Below are 18,518 nucleotides of genomic sequence, written 5' to 3'. Positions count from 1 at the left end.
CATGCGCTCCTCCTCACCCCGCCGCACGCTGGCCCGCGCTCTCCTGGGCGCTGTGACCGTCGTCAGTCTCGCGCTCGTGCCGCTGCCCGCGGTGGCCGATGAGCGCTCCGATGCCGTGGCGGACCAGGAGGAGGCCCAGCGCCGCCAGCAGGAGCTCGTCGCCTCCCTGGAGGGCGTCAGCGCCGAGCTCGGCCAGGCCTACATCGACCTGCAGAACGCCCAGACGGAGCTGGCCACGGCCGAGGCCGCGCTGACCGCGGCGCAGACCACCCTGGCGGAGAAGGAGCGCGAGCAGGAGATCGCCTCGGATCGTCTGGACACCGCGACCGAGAGCCTGGCCACCATCAAGAAGGAGGCCGAGGACTCTGAGGCCACGGCGAGCACCAACTCCGACTCGGTGGCCGAGATCGTCGTGGCCACCTACCAGGGCGACAACTCGGTGACCTCCTGGACCTACGTGCTGGAGTCCCAGGACGCCGCCGAGCTCAACCGGCGCGCCTCGGCGATGGAGATCGGCTCGGGCGTTCAGGAGGCGGTGCTGGCCGCCGCGGAGGCCGAGCGCGCCCGCAACGCCAACCGTCAGGCGCGCCAGAACGCGGCCACCAACCGCGTGGCCACGCTCAAGACGGAGGCCGACGCCGCCCAGCAGGCCGCGTCCAAGGCGGCCAGCGATGCCAAGACCAAGCGCGATGAGGTCTCCACGGCCGCTGCGGCGGCCAAGACCGCCACCGACACCCTGGAGGCGCAGAAGGCGAGCCTGGAGGAGCAGCAGGCCCAGGCGGCTGCCGATGAGGCCGCGGCCGCGGCCACCGTCGCCAGGATCGATGAGGCCAACCGCGGCACCTCCGAGCCCGCCCCCGCGGCCGCCGCGGATCTGGGCAGTGGCTCGATCGGGCGGCCCATCGCCGGCTCCATGGTCGTGGCCTCACCCTTCGGCTACCGCATCCACCCCATCACCGGGGAGAGTCGCCTGCACGCGGGAGTGGACCTGGTGGCCTCCACCGGGGTCCCCCAGTACGCGGGAGTCGCCGGAACGGTCACCAACTTCTCCAACTCCTCATGCGGCAACGGGGTGTTCGTCAACGGGGGGATGATCGACGGGCAGTCCGTCATCCTGGCCTACTGCCACCTCTCCCAGCACTCGGTGCCCGATGGTGCCAGCGTCGCCAAGGGGGACACCATCGGCCTGACCGGCGCAACGGGCGGTGCCACCGGCCCGCATGTCCACTTCGAGGTCATCATCAACGGCTCGGAGATCGACCCGATGACCCTGCCCGGATTCTGACCTCCCCGCCCGCCCGGCGATGATGTCGGCCCGGCAGGACGCGGCGCAGGACCGCGGTGCGCCGTCGACCATCCAGTCGACCATCCAGGCGCGCGACCGGTTTGGCCGGGGGCGCCGTCGGCGTAGACTCTGGCTCTCGCCCAGCGCGTGAGTCGTATACCAGCGGAAGGACAGGCCCATGCCCCCCAAGACCTCTCGGTCCACGCAGGCCGGGGCGCCCAGGAAGCCCACCCCGGGTCAGCGGGCCAAGGCCGCCTCCGATGCCCACAAGACCATCGCCCGCAACAAGAAGGCCACGCACGACTACTTCATTGAGGACCGCTATGAGGCGGGCCTGGTGCTGACCGGCACCGAGGTCAAGGCGCTGCGCATGGGTCGGGCCTCCCTGACGGAGGCCTGGATCGAGATCGACCGCCACGGCGAGGCCTGGCTCCAGGGCGCGCACATTCCCGAGTACCTCCAGGGGACCTGGAACAACCACACCCCGCGGCGCAAGCGAAAGCTGCTGCTCCACCGCGGTGAGCTGGAGCGCCTGGCCATGCGCGTCCAGGCCAAGGGCTACACCGTGGTTCCCCTGGAGCTCTACTTCGTCGGCGGGCGGGCCAAGATCGAGATCGCCCTGGCCCGAGGCAAGCAGGACTGGGACAAGCGCCAGGCCCTGCGCGAGGCCCAGGACAAGCGCGAGGCGGCGCGCGCCATGGCCGCGGCCAATCGCCGTCGGGGCTGAGCCCGGCCTGCCACGCCCGCCGGGCATCCCGGATTCTCACGGAGCGGGCCGTAGGGTCGGGGCATGGACTCCGTCACCGGCCATCCCGACGTTCCTGCGCTGAAGTCTGGCCCGTCACCCCGCCCTGAGGTGAGGGCTTGGCAGCATGCCGCCGCCCGCCGCAGGGCGGTTGTTCCGGTGCTCCTGGTCAGCATGCTGACCACGGTGGTGGGCCTGCTCGCCCTGCCTGGAGCCTCAACCGCCGCCGACCCGGGGGAGTGGACCGTGACCTCGCTGGAGGTCGATGCCCTCGTCGAATCCGACGGCATCGCCCGAGTGACCTGGGACATCCGGCTCGACCTGGGGTCGGATGGCGGCGTCGGCCCGGTCATCACCCTGCCCGAGCGGCGCACCCTGGCCGCCGACCCCCACCACGAGGCGGTGCTGAGCTACGCCGAGCTGAGCGCCTCCTCGCGCACCGGGGCTCCCACTGATATTGCCGCCGAGAGCCGCGATGGCCGCCTGACCCTGCGCGTGGGCCGGCCCGACTCGCCGGTGACCGGTGAGCACCAGTACACGATCAGCTGGACGGTGTCGGGACTGACCGACCCCGGTACGGCCCGCGGTGATGAGCTCGCCTGGGATGCCCTGATCGACGGCGCACTGTCCTCCCGGATCGACTCGGCGAGCATCCGCATGACAGGGCCCGCGGCGATCCTGTCCGCCACCTGCCAGCGCGATGGGCATGGGGACTGCCCGGGCCTGGCGATCCACGAGTCCGAGGTGGAGATCACTGAAAAGAGACTGGGAGCCGAGGAGGGCCTGACAGTGAGTGTGGTGTGGCCCACCGGGACCCTGGAGGCCACAGCCGAGCCCCGACTCGTCTCGCGGCGCGACCTCGTGTCGCTTGTCCAGCCCTCCATGCTGACCATCGGTGGCTCGGTGGGCCTGAGCCTGCTGCTCGCCGGGGGACTGGCCGCCTGGATCCTCAGGCGCCGATCCGCGGCGGCGCGGGCCATCGGGACCGTGCCCGGCCTGCGCACGGCCGACGACGGCCAGGAGGTCACCGCCAAGCCCCCCTCAGGAGTCGCGCCCGGGGTGGTCTCGGCGCTGCTGGGAGTCGGCGGGGACAGCGGGGCCATGGCCACGATCCTGGACCTGGCCGATCGCGGCGGGCTCACTGTTGAGGCACGCGGGCCTGTGGCCCAACAGGACCGGTGCGGCTGGCGCCTGAGCCGCCTCGGGGGAGCCACCGGGCAGCGGGCTCAGGACTATGAGGCCGCTCTTCTGGAGGCGCTGTTCGAGGATGGCGAGGAGGTGGTGCTTCCCCGCGATCAGGAGCGGTGGAGGCGAGCCTTGACGGTGACGCGCATCGACCTGGAGGCCGCTGCCATCCACCGCGGTCTGCTGACCGTGCCCCCCAGCAGACAGCGCCTGAGCTGGGCGCTGGTGGGAACCGGCCTCATCGTGTTGAGCGCCGCGGCCGTGGCCGGGCTGATCGCGGCGGGCATGTCCATCCTGTGGGCCCTGCCCCCTCTGGCCCTGGGGGCGGTGGCGGTCAGCGCCGGATTCCTCCTGCCGGTGCGCTCCGCCGACGGCGAGCGTCTGCGGCACCAGGCGATCGCCTACCGGCGCTACCTGGAGTCCCTCGGCGACCAGGACCCGGAGCCCCGGGGGCGGTGGCGCCTGGAGGAGCATCTGGTGTGGGCGGCGGCCATGGGCTGTGCCGACCGGCTCCTGGATGCCTACCGTCGCTCCGGGGGCGAGGCGCAGTCCCAGGGGCTGCCGGCCTGGCTGGTGGGGGAGTCGGCGAGCGTCGAGGCCCTGGAGGCCCTGGTCGGCCTTGCTGGACCCCGATCCTCCTGGGCTGATAGACTGCGTCCTCGCCATCGCCCCGCATAGGGGGCGGTGACAACTCCATAGGGGATGATCGGTTTCGACGACGGTCATGGGTTCAGGGGAAGCGGGTCGAGGATGCACAGTCATCTCGTCAACGCTCTGTGCGAACCAATAGGTGCCGATAACACTCGCACCGACTTCGCCCTCGCCGCCTGAGCGAGCCTCGAAGTCCGTCAGCCCGGGGAGCGCTTCCGCCCCGGTTCCTGGCGTCATCTAGGGAGCCACTGCTGAGGAACCGTGTCGGTAGGTTTCTCGGGACTCCTCATCGACTGAGCCCGTCGGCGTCCTTGCTCGCGTGAGACGCCGGGGCTGAGAAAATCACCAGCGAGCTGCACCCGGAGAAGTCCTGTTGCATGCCCGTCGGACGGGGGTTCGATTCCCCCCATCTCCACCTGTGACGCCCCTGTGGTCCTCTCGGACTGCAGGGGCGTTCTCGCGCCCGCCGTCAGTCGCGCTGTTCGAGCTTGCGCGCCCAGGTGGAGCGGATGGGGTTGGCATCGGCGATCATCGTGTTGACGCACGCCACAGTGACTATTGAGGTACCTGAGGCTGAGCATCCTGGCTGTATAACTGATCGGCTTGAATCACGCATTCGGGGAGGACGACGGCAATTCCCCAGAGGATGATCACCCATGCTGCGTACAACGATACCATTCCCACGTTGTATCCGGGGCTGTGCATCCAGGTTGCAAGACTGAGGACCATCAGTCCTACGACACCGATTGCGAGTCCGGAGCCCCACGCCAGGGCGGCGATGAGGTCTACTGGCATCGTCAGGATGCGAACCACTAGCCGTGAACGTGCTAGATGCGCGATATTCAGGGCGATCAGCCACCCCATCGCCCCAAGGAAGGCCCGGTGTGGAAGCTCGGCGGTCGTCGAGTATGTTGTGATGGTCATCCACAGTTGAGTCCATGTGAATGAGCTCCCGTCAGAGATACTCCTTCCGGCTGTGTCCGACACGTCCATGGCGTGCGCTAACGTGAAAGCTGAGTAGACGAGTGCCGCCAGCAGCGACTGCAGCAGAGCGAACACGACAAGACGCACGGGGCGTCGACGTGCGAGCACCGCAGCAGTCTCTCTCACGTTCCGCATGCCGGCTCCCAGCCGTTGTCCCATCTTCCACCAATCGGCGATCTGAAGGGCGACGTTGAGCGGGAGCAGTATCATGAAGGGAACGCCTAGTAATAGCAGCGTGTTGAACAGTACGTCCACAGGGGAGGGTATACCAGTCACGCCTGCATTTTATCATTCCGTTGACGGCGGCAGGTCTACGGATCACTTTGATGAATGCCGCTGCGTCTCGCTGTGCATTGCTCGTTCTTCTAGCCTCGGGTTTTCGTTGTTGGGGTGTGGGGATGTGGTGAAGGTGCCGTTTCGCCTGGGATAATGCGGGTTGTCGAGATCCGATCATTCCAGGGAAAGGACACCTTCGTGGTGAATGGTACCGGGTTGTACCCGCGGGTGGGGGTCCAGGCTGGTGAGGTCAATGCGGTGGGGCTGGCCGGGGCGGGGCTGGTGGCTGAGACGATCCGTGCTGCGGGCCTGGGGCTGGGGCTGTCCCGGGCGCTGGAGCCGTGGCGGCGTGATGGGGCGGTGCATGATCCGGGCAAGATCGTCTGTGATCTGGCCCTGTCGCTGGCCCTGGGCGGGGATTGCGTGTCGGACCTGGCCCTGCTTCGCGGCCAGGCGGAGGTCTTCGGCCCGGTGGCCTCGGTCCCGACGGTCTCGCGGCTGGTCGGGGATTTGGCCAAGGATGTCGCTGCGGTGGAGCGGGCCGTGGCCCGGGCGCGCGCCCGGGCCCGGGCCCGGGTGTGGAAGTTGGCCGGCGAGCACGCCCCGGGGGGCGGGCGCCTCGGCGGCCCGGCCCCTGGTGATCGATATTGATGCCACCTTGGTCAATGTGCACTCTGAGAAGGAGGGCGCGGCCCCGACCTTCAAGCGGGGTTATGGGTTCCACCCGCTGACGGCGTGGATCGACCACGGCCGAGCCGGTGGTGGTCAGTGCGCGGCGATCATGCTGCGTGCGGGTAACGCCGGGGCCAACACCGCGGCTGATCATCAGCAGATCATCGGCCAGGCTTTGGATCAGGTGGGGCTGGGGGCACCAAGGCCACGATCGGGGCCCTGACCCGGCGGCGCGTGGCCTACAGCGTGGGCTTTGCCCTGCCCCACCACACGCCCCAGATCTACGCCGCCACCCCTTCCCAGGCTTGGGCCCCGGTCTACAACGCTGATGGCCAGCCCAGGGATGGCGCGGATATCGCGGAGATCACCGATCTGCTGGACCTGTCGGGCTGGCCAGCCGGCATGCGGGGGTAAGGCCCGATGATCATCGCATCCAGCCCGTCCATGCGCCGCTGCACCGTTGCGCATCAGGCGCGGGGTGAACGTCCCGGCCCGATCCCGGGGGACCACCGGTCTCAAAAGAGCCCACCTGTCAGTCCACGGTCTTGGCAGTGGTGCCATTGCGAGCGTTTCCGCGAGCCGCAGTCGTGGGCTCGCCCTTGGCATAGCCCAGGTGGTCATCAAGCTCGGCGCGCAGCCCGGCCTCCAAGGAGTCCTTGAGCAAGGCGGGCAGGAGGCCATCAGAGCCCGTCAGCGGCACAGAGCCGTCCTCGATCCGCTCGAACAGCTCATCCAGGGCCCCGGAGTCCCGAAGCGCTCGAGCCACCTCCGCGCCCGAAGCAGGAGCGGGAGTCGTCTCATCAGTCACCCTCAATCAGTGTGTCAGTCCTTCCAAGAAGGCTTACACAGAACAGTCAACACGCCCCCAGGCTCACGGGCCCGTTCGCGCCACTGTGCGCCACCAGGACGGCATCGCCACCCAGCTCATCAAGCACGTCGGCGATGGCGTCAGCCTGGTCGTCGAGCGTTCGTGCCGTGCGTTGGGGGTCCTGAGGGTCGAGGCCGGGCCCCGGCGGTGGGTACGGGCTTCTTCGCAGGGGAGCGCTGCCGCCGGTGACCCTCACGGATGCTCAGGCTCTCTCGCTCCTGGCCGCCGTTGCCGCAGCCCCCGATGCGCCCTACTCGGATCTCGCCGCTGCCGCGGTCGGGAAGATCACTGCCACCAGCGTCGGCATCGACCGCAGCTGACCACCCGATCAACGCCTCCGGTCAGTACGGCTAGACGTCGACCATGACCAGCTGCATCCGACAGGCGGTCGCCGCCGTCAGGGCGTGGGGCTCGTGCGGGGCCAGGTAGAGCACGTCGCCTGCGCGCATGCGCTCGGTGCGCTCCTGCTCATCGCCGATGCTGAAGTCCATCTCGCCCTCCAGCACCGTGACCACCACCGCCCTGGGCGAGGAGTGCTTGGTCAGGAGCTGGCCGGCGTCGAAGGTGAAGATGACAGTGCGCAGCAGGTCGTTGTTGATCACGACCCGGGAGGTGGTGGCCTCCTGGCTGACCGGCAGATTCTGGGCCAGGTCCAGGCAGAACAGCGATTCGGAGACGGGGGTGGTGGGCATGAGGACTCCTTGGCGGGTGCGGGCTCGGGATGAGGGCCGCGCTGCGGCCGGATCGGCGGGGCCGGGCGCGGCCGGCCCCACGGCGGGTGCCACAGCAGACGTTACCGGCCAGGACAGGCCCGGTCACGACGCCGTGGCGGGTAGTGCTCCGAGCATGTCATGCGGGCCGACCGGATCCCGGCAGGCCCTGCCGGCGGCACCGGAAGAACGGGCCGCGGTGACCTGCGCCGTGGGCGAAAAGACCGGCAGCGCGGGCATGGTCCTCCCCGCCCCCGGGTTAGCGTTGGCATCATCCATACGGAAGGACTGACGTGAGCGAGCTCCACATTCCGCCGGGCGCCGGCCCCATGGCGGCTGACACCAGCGGCGCGGGCCTGGGCCTGACCGACTCCATCTACAACCGGCTCCTCAAGGAGCGCATCATCTGGCTGGGATCGGAGGTGCGCGATGACAATGCCAATGCCATCTGCGCCCAGATGCTCCTGCTGGCCGCCGAGGACCCCGAGCGGGACATCTACCTCTACATCAACAGCCCGGGCGGGTCGGTGACGGCCGGCATGGCCATCTACGACACCATGCAGTACGTCCAGCCCGATGTGGCCACTGTGGCCACGGGCCTGGCCGCCTCCATGGGCCAGCACCTGCTGACCGCCGGCGCCAAGGGCAAGCGCTACCTGACCCCCCATGCCCGGGTGCTCATGCATCAGCCCTCGGGCGGAGCGGGCGGGTCGGCCACGGATATCCGCATCAACGCCGACCTCATCATCAAGATGAAGCAGGAGCTGGCCGAGATCACGGCTGCCAACACCGGCCACACCGTCGAGGAGATCATCGCCGACTCCGACCGCGACCACTGGTTCTCCGCCCAGGAGGCCCTCGAGTACGGATTCGTCGACCACATCGTGCGCTCCAGCCGGGAGATCGGCCAGCAGAACGGGGGGAACTGACCCATGAGCACCCGCCCCTACTTCGAGGCCGCCGCGCGCCAGACGGCCCGGGCCGGCATGGCCGGCACAACTGGGCACGCCCCGGTGCTGCCCCAGTCGCGCTACGTGCTGCCCCAGTTCGAGGAGCGCACCGCCTACGGCTTCAAGCGCCAGGACCCCTACGCCAAGCTCTTCGAGGACCGCATCGTCTTCATGGGGGTCCAGGTCGACGACGCCTCCGCCGATGACATCATGGCCCAGCTCCTGGTCCTGGAGTCCCAGGACCCCGACGGGCTGATCACCATGTACATCAACAGCCCCGGTGGCTCCTTCACGGCCCTGACCGCCATCTACGACACCATGCAGTACATCAAGCCCCAGGTTCAGACCGTCTGCCTGGGCCAGGCGGCCTCGGCGGCCGCCGTGCTGCTGGCGGCCGGGGCGCCGGGCAAGCGCCTGGCCCTGCCCAACGCCCGGGTTCTCATCCACCAGCCCGCCATGGAGGGCATGCACGGCCAGGCCAGCGACATCGAGATCGTCGCCGACGAGATCGACCGCATGCGCGCCTGGCTGGAGGACACCCTGGCGGCCCACACGGGCAGGGACCGCGACCTCATCCACAGGGATCTGGAGCGGGACAAGATCCTCACCGCCCAGGCGGCACTGGACTACGGGATCGTCGACCAGGTCCTGTCCTCCCGCAAGACGCCCGCCTCACCGCATGCCTCCTGAGCGGACCGGCCGCCATGACGTGCCCGACGACGCAGCGCCGTCTGCGTCGTCGGGCACCTTGGCGCTTGTGGGGTAGTCACAACGTGAGGAACGTGGCATATTGCGATGCGAACACAGCGCGGTGTCGCAGCCGCGCCCCGCACGGCGCCCCCGTAGGCTGGGGCACTGGAAACGGGAAATCACATGACCTAGGAGGAGATTGATCATGGCGCGAAGCGCTGAGAGCGTCGACCTGCTCAAATGCTCCTTCTGCGGAAAGAGCCAGAAGCAGGTCAAGAAGCTCATCGCCGGACCGGGCGTGTACATCTGCGATGAGTGCATCGAGCTGTGCAACGAGATCGTCGATGAGGAATTGGGGGACTCCGGCGCCGGCGTGCCCCTGGAGCTGCCCAAGCCGCAGGAGATCTTCGACTTCCTCAACGAGTACGTCATCGGCCAGGAGGCCGCCAAGCGGGCCATGAGCGTGGCCGTTTACAACCATTACAAGCGCGTCCAGGTCCGGGAGCGGTCCGTGGCGGAGGGCGACGGCCTGGAGCTGGGCAAGTCCAATATCCTCCTGCTGGGCCCCACGGGCACCGGCAAGACCCACCTGGCGCGCACCCTGGCGCGCATGCTGGATGTCCCCTTCGCCATCGTGGATGCCACGGCCCTGACCGAGGCCGGATATGTGGGCGAGGACGTGGAGAACATCCTGCTCAAGCTCATCCAGGCCGCTGATGGCGATGTCAAGCGCGCTGAGAAGGGCATCATCTACATCGACGAGATCGACAAGATCGGGCGCAAGGCGGAGAACCCCTCGATCACGCGGGATGTCTCCGGTGAGGGGGTTCAGCAGGCACTGCTGAAGATCATCGAGGGAACCACCGCCTCGGTCCCGCCCGGGGGAGGGCGGAAGCACCCCCACCAGGAGTTCCTGGAGATCGACACCACCAACGTCCTGTTCATCGCGGCGGGGGCCTTCGCTGGGATCGAGGACATCGTCAGGGCGCGCCAGCGCAAGGAGACCGGCGCCCAGGTCGTGGGATTCGGCGCGGATCTGTCCGCCGCGCGCGGCGAGGACGTGTTCACCTCTCCCGTGCGCCCCGAGGATCTGCACAAGTTCGGCCTCATCCCCGAGTTCATCGGCCGCCTTCCCGTCATCGCCACCGTGCAGAACCTCGGCGTCCCCGAGCTGGTGCGCGTGATGACCGAGCCCAAGAACGCCCTGGTCTCCCAGTACCAGTACCTCTTCAGCCTTGACGGGGTTGAGCTGGAGCTCAGCCGCGAGGCGATCGAGGCGGTGGCCGCCCTGGCCCTGGAGCGCCAGACCGGTGCGCGCGGGCTGACCTCCATCGTGGAGGAGGTCCTGGGCCAGGCCATGTTCGAGGTGCCCTCCCTTCCCGAGGTCGGCCGCGTGGTCGTCGAGGCCGATGCGGTCCGGGGCATTGGCAAGCCCCGCTATGAGGCCGGATCGGGAACACTGAGTGCCGCATACAAAGCAGGAGAGAGGACTCGCAGCGCATGACTCAGGCGCCCTCTGAGATGGCCCACGGATGGAATGAGCTGCCCGCAGTGGGCGGGGAGACGGCCTCCAGGCAGGAGGTGCCCCCGCAGTTGGCGGAGTACCGGGCCACCATCGACAACCTCGACGCCGCCTTAGTGCATCTGCTTGCCGAGCGCTTCCGCTGCACCCAGCGCGTGGGGCACCTCAAGGCCGAGCTCGACATGCCGCCGGCCGACCCCACCCGGGAGGCGATCCAGGTGGCGCGCCTGCGCGCCCTGGCCCACGACTCGGGACTGGACCCGGTGTTCGCGGAGAAGTTCTTCTCCTTCATCGTCGCCGAGGTCATCCACCACCACGAGCAGATCCGCGCCGAGTCCGGCTCCGCCGCCTGACCCCTGTTCCGGGCGCCTCCCCGCGCCTACTGCGCATCCCACGCATCCCGCGCCCTGAACGTCGAGGCCGGCACCGCGCCGGGACCGAGGTCGGCGACCTGGGCCCCGGCATCGGTGATAAGAGGCGGGTCAGCGGGTGTAGAGCTCGTCGATCTCGGTGGCGAAGCGCTCCATGACCTCGGCCCGCTTGACCTTCATGGACGGGGTCAGCAGACCATTGGCCACCGTGAAGTCAGTGGTCAGGACGGTGAAGGCGCGGATGGACTCCGCCCGTGAGACCGACTCGTTGGTGCGGGCCACCGCCCGCTCCAGGGCCGCGCGCACCCTGGGATCGGCCGCCGCATCGACCACATCCATCTCCTCCAGGCCGTGGGCGCTCAGCCACAGCGGCAGCATCTCGGCGTCCAGGGTGATGAGGGCGCCTATGCAGGGCCGGTTGTCCCCGACCACGAGCACCTGGCTGACCAGGGGATGACCGCGCAGGCGGTCCTCGAGTTGGGCGGGAGCCACGTTCTTGCCCCCTGCGGTCACGATGATCTCCTTCTTGCGCCCCGTGATCCGCAGGAAGCCCTGGCCCTCGAAGGAGGCCACATCCCCGGTGCGCAGCCAGCCATCGGCGGTGAAGGCCTCGGCAGTGGCCTCAGGGCTGTTGTGATAGCCGCGGAAGGTGCCGATGCCCCTGACCAGCACCTCGCCGTCGTCGGCCAGGCGGATGGAGCAGCCGGGCAGCGGGAGCCCCACCGTGCCGATCCGGGTGGCGCGCGGCAGGTTGACGGCGCACGGCCCCATCGTCTCAGTCAGGCCGTAGCCCTCTAAGACGGTGACCCCGGCGCCGCGGTAGAAGTGCCCCAGGCGCTCGCCCAGCGGCCCGCCCCCGGAGATGACGTGGGTGACCTGGCCTCCCAGGATGGCGCGCAGCTTGGCGAAGACCAGCCGGTCGAATCCGGCGCGCCGGGCGCGCAGGGCCCGGGAGGGGCCCTCGGGGGTGTCCAGGGCGCGGGAGTAGGCGATGGCGGTCTTGGCGGCGGCGCGGAAGATCTTCTGCTTGGTGCCGGTGGCCCGAGCGTCGGCCGCGTTGTAGATCTTCTCGAAGACCCTGGGAACGGCCAGGACCGCGGTGGGGCGGAAGGAGCCCAGGTCGGTGACCAGGTTGCGCACATCGGGCACATGCCCCAGCACCCCGGAGTGTGAGCACACCAGGGCGATCTCGATGAATCGGCCCAGCACATGCGCCAGGGGCAGGAAGAGCAGGAGGCGCACATGGGGCCCTGCCAGGACCTCGGGGACATGCGCGCACACATTGACGCACAGCTGGACCAGGTTGCCGTGGGTCAGCTCGGCCCCCTTGGGGCGGCCCGTGGTGCCCGAGGTGTAGACGATGGTGGCCAGGCTCTGGGAGGTCAGCTCCGCCGTGCGCCGATCGAGCTCGGCGGCGTCCACGGCCTTGCCGGCCTTGGTCAGCTCCAGGATGCCCTCGCGCTCGACGCACAGCACCTCCAGATCCGCCAGCTCGGGCACGCTGTGAGCCAGCGAGGTCACCAGGGTGTCCATGGCCTCGTTCTCCACCAGGATCAGGCGCACGGAGGCATCGGTGAGGATCCAGCGGGCCTGCTCGGCGGAGGAGGTCTCATAGATGGGGACGACGACGAGCCCGGCCTCCCAGGCGGCGAAGTCCATGAGGGTCCACTCATAGGAGGTGTGGGACATGATGCCCACGGCGTCGCCCGGCTCCAGGCCCTTGGCCACCAGTCCGGCGGCGACCTCGCGCACCTGGGCGCGGAAGGCCCTGGCGCTGACATCGTGCCAGGATCGACCCAATGAGGCCTTGCGGGCCACGAGGGTGCCCTCGGGGTTGCGGCGCACGCGCTCGGCCAGCGCCCAGGGCGTGGTCATTCCGGCGTGGACGGGGGTGAGCAGGCGCGTGGAGTACTCCCTGGCCTGGGTGGCCGACGGCGCGGCGCCGGGCTGGGCGGGGATAGGGGGTGTCATGGCGGCAAGTATGCCCGCTGCCCCGCCCCGTGGGAGCAGGGCCGTGTGGACCCGCGGCTCAGGCGCGCCAGGGGGCCCGGAGCCGGCGGAGCTCCCCAGGCCGCGCGGGATCTCAGTCCTCCCTGGGGCCCTTGCTGGTGCCGGCGTAGATCTCGGCGATAGTGGTGGCGTGGGTCTCCATGGCCTGGGCGCGCTTGACCTTCAGGGAGGGGGTGAGCAGGCCGTTGGCCTGGGTGAAGTCCGTGGTCAGCACCCGGAAGCTGCGGATGGACTCGGCCCGGGAGACCGCGCGGTTGGTGCGGGCCACCGCCCGGTCCAGGGCCGCCAGGACCTGGGGATGGGAGGCGGCCTCGACGACGCCCATGGGCTCCAGGCCATGATTGCGCAGCCACTGGGGCAGCATCTCGGCATCCAGGGTGATGAGGGCCGCGATGAAGGGCTCGCCGTCGCCCACTACCAGGACCTGGCTGACCAGGGGGTGGCCGCGCAGGCGGTCCTCCAGGATGCTGGGAGCGACGTTCTTGCCGCCCGCGGTGACGATGAGGTCCTTCTTGCGGCCCGTGATGCGCACGTAGCCGTCCTCATCCAGGCTGCCGATATCCCCGGTGCGGAACCAGCCGTCGGCCGTGAAGGCCTCGGCGGTGGCCTCGGGGTTGTTGAGGTAGGTGGAGAAGACCCCCAGGCCGCGGACCTCGATCTCCCCGTCGGGGCTGATCCGCATGTCATTGCCGCACACGGGTGGGCCGACGGTGCCGATCTTGTTGAGCCAGTCGGTGTTGACGCTGACCGGGCCGATGGTCTCGGTCAGGCCGTAGCCCTCCATGATGAGCAGGCCGAGGCCGCGGTAGAAGTGGCCCAGGCGCATGCCCAGCGGCCCGCCCCCGGAGATGATGAAGCGCGCATTGGGGCCCAGCAGTCCGCGGATCTTGCGGAAGACCAGGCGATCGGCGAGACGATGGGAGGCGCGCAGGGCCCGGGAGGGGCCCTCGGGGGTGTCCAGGGCGCGGGAGTACTCGATGGCCACCTTGGCGGCCCAGCGGAAGAGCTTGAGTCGTGCCCCCGAGCCGGCCTTGGCATCGGCCGCGTTGTAGATCTTCTCCAGGACCCGCGGGACCGCCAGGACATAGGAGGGCCCGAAGGTCTGCAGGTCAGGCAAAAGGGAGGTGACGTCGGGGGTGTGCCCCAGCACCCCCTCACCGGCCAGGGAGAGCAGCTGGAGGCAGCGGGCGTAGACGTGGGCCAGGGGCAGGAAGAGCAGGAGTCGGACCTGCTCGCCGCGCAGCACCCCCTCCAGGTAGCGCACACCGTGGTAGGGGATGCCCACGGCGTTGCGGTGGGTGAGGACCACGCCCTTGGGCCGCCCGGTGGTGCCTGAGGTGTAGATGATGGAGTAGGTGTCCTCGACCCGGATCGCCTCGGAGCGCGCGTCGACCTGGCTCAGGCCCACCCCTCTGCCGGCCTCGATGATCGTGGTGATGGCGTCGTGGTCCAGGGCCAGGACCGCCACCTCATGGCCGACCTCGGCGGTGGCCCCGCGCACCAGCTCGGCCAGGGCGCCGGACTCGGTGACGATGAGGCGGACCTCGGCATCGGAGGCGATCCACTCGACCTGCTCGGCCGAGGAGGTCTCGTAGATGGGCACCGAGACCAGACCGGCACGGGCGATGGCCATATCCAGCAGGAACCAGTCGTAGGAGGTGTGGGCCATGATGCCCACCCTCTGGCCGGCCTGGAGGCCCATGCCGATGAGTCCGGCGGCCACGCGGGCGACCTCCTCACCGAAGACCCGTGCCGAGACCTCCTGCCAGGTGCCGGCCAGGGGCGCCTTGCGGGCCACCAGCGGCTTGTCCCCGCTGCGCGCGATGCGGTCGGCCAGCATCCACGGCACCGACCAGTGCTCCTCGGGCTCGAAGGGGATGGCGGTGGACGACGTGCCATCGGCGACGCGGGCGGGGTAGCCGCGGCGGGCGGCATCGGCGGATGATGCGGGACGGGTGCTCACCCGGTCATTGTGTCAGGCGGCTTGCAGGGCCGGTGGTGGATGCGGGCACAGATGCCCGCCGTGACTGTGGAGGTATTCACAGCCGCCAAGGCGCGAGCGGGGATCGGGGACGCGGGGCCCAGGATTGCTGTTTGACCACGAAGATCACGGCCTGTACTGTGATGGCCACCACCTGGTCGACGCGCGTCGACCTCGCCTCGGCCAGCGCATCGGAGCCGCTGGCCCCATCCGGTTGTTTCAAGGAGGAAACCCATGCCCATCCTTCCCCGTCGTCGTTTCATGCAGGGCTCGGCGCTGGCGCTGGCCCTGGCGGGTGCCGCGGCCTGCGGCAAGTCGGACTCCGGATCCGGGGGAGAGGGGGCCTTCGAGGGCACCGGCCCCATCAACTGGGTGCAGGGCAAGGACAACTCGGGCGGCAAGGTCAAGGCCCGCATCGAGGAGTGGAACAAGCTCTACCCCGATGAGAAGGTCACCCTCATCGAGCTGTCCGCCGAGGCCGATCAGCAGCGCGCGGACATGATCAATGCGGCGCAGACCAAGTCCGCCTCCCATGACGTCATCTCCGTGGACCTGGTGTGGGTGGCCGAGTTCGCCGCCCACCAGTGGATCGTCGAGCTGCCGGCCGAAGAGTTGAAGAACGACGACATCATCCCGGCCGTCTGGGAGACCGGCATGTATCGGGACAAGCTCTACGCCATGCCCTTCGCCACCGACGCCCCCATCATGTACTACCGCAAGGACCTCCTGGCCCAGGCCGGGGTCGAGGTGCCCACCACCTGGGAGGAGGTCAAGACCGCTGTCGAGGCGGTGCGCAAGCTGCCGGGCTACGAGAGCATCGGCGGGTTCGGCGGGCAGTGGGCCAAGTACGAGGGCCTGACCTGCAACATCTCGGAGTTCATCCACACCGCCGGGGGCGCCTTCTACGACGACAACGACAAGGTGGCCATCAACTCCTCCGAGGCGATCGCCGGCGCGCAGACCGCCGCCGACGGCTTCAAGGACGGCATCATCCCCAAGGAGGCCCTGGAGTGGAAGGAGGAGGACGGCCGCAACGCCTTCGAGGCCGACAAGCTCCTCTTCTACCGCCAGTGGCCCTACCAGTACGCCAACAACCTGGAGGCCCTGGGGGAGGAGAAGTTCGGGGTGGCCGCCCTGCCCAGCATCGGCGGCAAGGCCTTCGTCCCCACCCTGGGCGGTCACAACTGCGCCATCACCACCAACTGCAAGAACAAGGCGACCGCGCTGAAGTTCGTCAAGTGGTGGACCAGTGAGGAGTCCGAGCGCTACGCCCTGGAGACCCAGACCCTGGCCCCCATCCTGGCCTCCCTCTACAAGGACGAGGCGATGCTCAAGAAGTTCCCCTACCTGACGATCCTGCGCGAGTCCCTGGACAACGCCAAGGGCAGGCCCTCGGCCGTGGCCTACGGCGATGTCACCGCGGCCATCCAGGACGCCTTCCACCCGGTGCTCCAGGGGACGGGAACCGCCAAGGACGCGATCGCCGGCCTGGAGACCAAGCTCAACGAGCTGGAGTCCTGACTCAGCACCCCAATCCCGGGCGGGCTCCGTGACGCCGTCGCGGAGCCCGCCCGGCGAGCCTGCTGAGAATCACTGAGGAGCCGACCATGACAGCGAAACCTCCCGCGGTCGATGCCCCCAGGCATCACCGCTCCAAGAACGCCAAGGCGCAGTCGCGACTCGCGCTGCTGCTCATCGCCCCCACCATCCTGGTCCTGACGGTCGTCATCATCCTGCCGATCCTCCAGTCCCTGCAGCAGTCCTTCTACGGCAAGGCGGGTCTGGACCCCGACACCGGCTTCGTCTCGGACACCGAGCCCTTCGTGGGGCTGGACAACTACACCTCCATCTTCACCGACTCCGGCGCCCGCTTCTGGACCGCCCTGGCCAACACCACGCTGTTCGGCGTGGTCACCGTGGTCCTCGAGACCATCCTGGGCGTCGCCATGGCCCTCATCATGCACCGGGCGATGAGGGGGCGCGGCATCGTGCGCGCCTCCATCCTCGTTCCCTGGGCCATTCCCACCGCGGTCTCGGCGATCCTGTGGGGCTGGATCTTCAACCAGAACGGCGTGGCCAACGCGATCCTGGGACAGCACATCATGTGGGCCTCGGGGAATTGGAGCGCCAAGTGGGCGATCATCATCGCCGACGTGTGGAAGACCGCCCCCTACATCGGCCTGCTCACCCTGGCCGGCCTCCAGGTCATTCCCGATGAGGTCTACGAGGCCGCCAAGATCGACGGCGCCAATGCGTGGAGGCGATTCACCGCCATCACGCTGCCGCTGGTCAAGCCCGCCCTCGTGGTCGCGGTCCTGTTCCGCACCCTGGATGCGCTCAGGATGTTCGACCTTCCCTACATCCTCATCGGGCCGCGCAAGGCCAGTGTTGAGACCCTGTCCATGCTGGTTCAGGACGAGGCCTCCAATCTGCGCTACGGCGGCGCGGCGGCCTACGCCCTCATCCTCTTCCTGTACGTCTTCATCATCGCCTTCGCCTTCGTCAGGATCCTCGGGGCGGATCTGGGGGCCTCCACCGAGCGCAGGCCGCGCAAGGGCGACAAGCTACCCGTGACCGCATTCCTGCCCAAGCGCCGTCGTCCCGCCCCGGGGGATGCCGCCGCGGAGAGTGGAGGAGCATCATGACCGCCGCAACAGCCGTCAAGAGGCCGGGGACCCGCGGGGGAGGCGATGCCCAGGAGTACCGGTTCAAGCGCCACACCTGGGGGAACATCTTCTCCACCCTGGGGATCGTCTTCATCGTCATCTACTGCCTGGCGCCCTTCTACTGGATGCTGGTCTCCTCCCTGCGCCCCGACAGGGAGATCTTCGAGAACTCCTGGTGGCCCTCCAACCCGTCCCTGGAGAACTACGCGGCGGTGTTCTCCACGAAGAACAACTTCGGGCCGGGACTGGTCAACTCCCTCATCGTGTCCATCGTGGTCACGGTGGTCGCGCTGGCGGTGGCGACCTTCACCTCCTATGCGCTGGCCCGCCTGGACTTCAGGGGCAAGGGGCCACTGCTCATGCTCATCATCGCCACCTCGATGTTCCCGCTCGTGGCCATCATCGTGCCCCTGCTGAAGAACTTCGCCGAGTGGGGGTGGGTCAACACCTACCAGGCGATGATCATCCCGGACCTGTCCTTCTCCCTGCCGTTGGCCGTGTGGAACCTGACCAGCTTCTTCCGGCAGATGCCCCAGGAGCTGGAGCAGGCCGCCATGGTGGATGGCTGCACGCCGGGCCAGGCCTTCCGCAAGGTCATCCTGCCCCTGGCGGCGCCGGGCATCTTCACCACGGCGATCATCATCTTCATCGGGGCCTGGAACGAGTTCCTCGTGGCGGTCACGATGATCAACGATCCGACCATGCAGCCGGCCACGGTGCTGCTGTCGAAGTTCACCGGCGCCTCGGAGTTCAACACGCCCTTCGGCTCCCAGATGGCCGCAGGCGTCATCATGACCCTGCCCCTGGTGGCGATGGTGCTGCTCTTCCAGCGCCGCATCGTCGCCGGACTGGCGGCAGGCGGCGTCAAGTAGTTCATCATCGGCGCATGGCCCCGAGGCCGACCCCCTGAGCGGTCGCTCAGGGCCATGCGCCGATAGCGCGCAGCGATCCT

At 68.9% G+C, this 18,518-nt stretch carries 19 protein-coding genes and 1 other RNA gene; 15 read left to right on the top strand and 5 right to left on the bottom strand.

Annotated features, from left to right (window positions below; genetic code table 11):
- Position 1 precedes the first annotated feature (1 nt).
- From EL266_RS13910 to ssrA, 4 genes are all read left to right on the top strand, one after another.
- On the top strand, positions 2–1,285 hold the full coding sequence (locus EL266_RS13910) for a M23 family metallopeptidase (protein WP_034515646.1): 1,284 nt from the start codon (positions 2–4) through the stop codon (positions 1,283–1,285).
- 178 nt (positions 1,286–1,463) lie between these two features.
- Complete coding sequence (gene smpB, locus EL266_RS11725; protein WP_026427974.1) at positions 1,464–2,012, top strand: SsrA-binding protein SmpB; 549 nt, start codon at positions 1,464–1,466, stop codon at positions 2,010–2,012.
- Between the two features lie 63 nt (positions 2,013–2,075).
- Positions 2,076–3,893, top strand: coding sequence for a DUF2207 family protein (locus EL266_RS11720; protein ID WP_084501136.1), 1,818 nt, complete (start codon positions 2,076–2,078; stop codon positions 3,891–3,893).
- Positions 3,894–3,913: 20 nt separating this feature from the next.
- Positions 3,914–4,284: a transfer-messenger RNA gene (gene ssrA, locus EL266_RS11715) on the top strand.
- Positions 4,285–4,421: 137 nt separating this feature from the next.
- Here the strand turns inward: ssrA and EL266_RS11710 are convergent.
- Positions 4,422–5,105, bottom strand: a complete 684-nt coding sequence (locus EL266_RS11710) for a hypothetical protein (protein WP_026427972.1) — start codon at positions 5,103–5,105, stop codon at positions 4,422–4,424.
- A 219-nt stretch (positions 5,106–5,324) separates the two neighbouring features.
- Here EL266_RS11710 and EL266_RS14080 point away from each other — a divergent pair, with 219 nt between their 5' ends.
- The 3 genes from EL266_RS14080 to EL266_RS14070 are packed head-to-tail and all read left to right on the top strand — an operon-like array spanning position 5,325 to position 6,212.
- On the top strand, positions 5,325–5,777 hold the full coding sequence (locus EL266_RS14080; protein WP_169719980.1) for a transposase: 453 nt from the start codon (positions 5,325–5,327) through the stop codon (positions 5,775–5,777).
- On the top strand, positions 5,764–6,021 hold the full coding sequence (locus EL266_RS14075) for a transposase (RefSeq protein ID WP_408608466.1): 258 nt from the start codon (positions 5,764–5,766) through the stop codon (positions 6,019–6,021). Before EL266_RS14080 ends, EL266_RS14075 begins: the two co-directional genes overlap by 14 nt.
- Before the next feature lie 11 nt (positions 6,022–6,032).
- Positions 6,033–6,212, top strand: coding sequence for a hypothetical protein (locus tag EL266_RS14070; RefSeq protein WP_026427971.1), 180 nt, complete (start codon positions 6,033–6,035; stop codon positions 6,210–6,212).
- A gap of 118 nt (positions 6,213–6,330) precedes the next feature.
- On the opposite strand, the gene EL266_RS11695 is transcribed toward EL266_RS14070, so the two are convergent.
- Complete coding sequence (locus EL266_RS11695) at positions 6,331–6,606, bottom strand: transposase (RefSeq protein ID WP_169719978.1); 276 nt, start codon at positions 6,604–6,606, stop codon at positions 6,331–6,333.
- Positions 6,607–6,851: 245 nt separating this feature from the next.
- Between EL266_RS11695 and EL266_RS13905 the strand changes: the two genes are divergently transcribed.
- On the top strand, positions 6,852–6,986 hold the full coding sequence (locus tag EL266_RS13905; protein WP_269471439.1) for a hypothetical protein: 135 nt from the start codon (positions 6,852–6,854) through the stop codon (positions 6,984–6,986).
- Positions 6,987–7,016: 30 nt separating this feature from the next.
- On the opposite strand, the gene EL266_RS11680 is transcribed toward EL266_RS13905, so the two are convergent.
- On the bottom strand, positions 7,017–7,358 hold the full coding sequence (locus tag EL266_RS11680) for a cupin domain-containing protein (protein ID WP_026427970.1): 342 nt from the start codon (positions 7,356–7,358) through the stop codon (positions 7,017–7,019).
- Between the two features lie 347 nt (positions 7,359–7,705).
- Here EL266_RS11680 and EL266_RS11675 point away from each other — a divergent pair, with 347 nt between their 5' ends.
- The 4 genes from EL266_RS11675 (at position 7,706) to EL266_RS11660 (ending at position 10,891) form a co-directional block, all read left to right on the top strand.
- Positions 7,706–8,305, top strand: a complete 600-nt coding sequence (locus EL266_RS11675) for an ATP-dependent Clp protease proteolytic subunit (RefSeq protein WP_051281446.1) — start codon at positions 7,706–7,708, stop codon at positions 8,303–8,305.
- 3 nt (positions 8,306–8,308) lie between these two features.
- Positions 8,309–9,016: an ATP-dependent Clp protease proteolytic subunit gene (locus EL266_RS11670; protein WP_026427968.1), complete on the top strand. Its 708-nt coding sequence runs from the start codon at positions 8,309–8,311 to the stop codon at positions 9,014–9,016.
- Positions 9,017–9,221: 205 nt separating this feature from the next.
- Complete coding sequence (gene clpX / locus EL266_RS11665) at positions 9,222–10,520, top strand: ATP-dependent Clp protease ATP-binding subunit ClpX (RefSeq protein WP_026427967.1); 1,299 nt, start codon at positions 9,222–9,224, stop codon at positions 10,518–10,520.
- 17 nt (positions 10,521–10,537) lie between these two features.
- Positions 10,538–10,891: a chorismate mutase gene (locus EL266_RS11660; RefSeq protein WP_051281445.1), complete on the top strand. Its 354-nt coding sequence runs from the start codon at positions 10,538–10,540 to the stop codon at positions 10,889–10,891.
- A 129-nt stretch (positions 10,892–11,020) separates the two neighbouring features.
- On the opposite strand, the gene EL266_RS11655 is transcribed toward EL266_RS11660, so the two are convergent.
- Together EL266_RS11655 and EL266_RS11650 are read right to left on the bottom strand one after the other, a co-directional pair.
- Entirely contained in the window at positions 11,021–12,880 is a 1,860-nt protein-coding gene (locus EL266_RS11655) for an AMP-dependent synthetase/ligase (RefSeq protein ID WP_026427965.1), read from the bottom strand.
- A 112-nt stretch (positions 12,881–12,992) separates the two neighbouring features.
- The gene (locus EL266_RS11650) at positions 12,993–14,882 is read right to left on the bottom strand and encodes an AMP-dependent synthetase/ligase (protein ID WP_026427964.1); all 1,890 of its coding nucleotides are present in this window, start codon (positions 14,880–14,882) and stop codon (positions 12,993–12,995) included.
- 252 nt (positions 14,883–15,134) lie between these two features.
- Between EL266_RS11650 and EL266_RS11645 the strand changes: the two genes are divergently transcribed.
- From EL266_RS11645 to EL266_RS11635, 3 genes are all read left to right on the top strand, one after another.
- Positions 15,135–16,421, top strand: a complete 1,287-nt coding sequence (locus EL266_RS11645; protein WP_026427963.1) for an ABC transporter substrate-binding protein — start codon at positions 15,135–15,137, stop codon at positions 16,419–16,421.
- 86 nt (positions 16,422–16,507) lie between these two features.
- Positions 16,508–17,545 carry a carbohydrate ABC transporter permease gene (locus tag EL266_RS11640; protein ID WP_051281433.1) on the top strand — a complete coding sequence of 346 codons (1,038 nt, stop codon included), beginning with the start codon at positions 16,508–16,510 and terminating at the stop codon, positions 17,543–17,545.
- Complete coding sequence (locus tag EL266_RS11635; RefSeq protein WP_026427962.1) at positions 17,542–18,438, top strand: carbohydrate ABC transporter permease; 897 nt, start codon at positions 17,542–17,544, stop codon at positions 18,436–18,438. Before EL266_RS11640 ends, EL266_RS11635 begins: the two co-directional genes overlap by 4 nt.
- Positions 18,439–18,518 lie beyond the last annotated feature (80 nt).

The sequence above is a fragment of the Actinomyces slackii genome (genome assembly GCF_900637295.1).
In the GTDB taxonomy this organism is placed as follows: domain Bacteria; phylum Actinomycetota; class Actinomycetes; order Actinomycetales; family Actinomycetaceae; genus Actinomyces; species Actinomyces slackii.
Note: the sequence above shows the minus strand (reverse complement) of the source record. Positions and strands in the feature narration are given on the sequence as shown.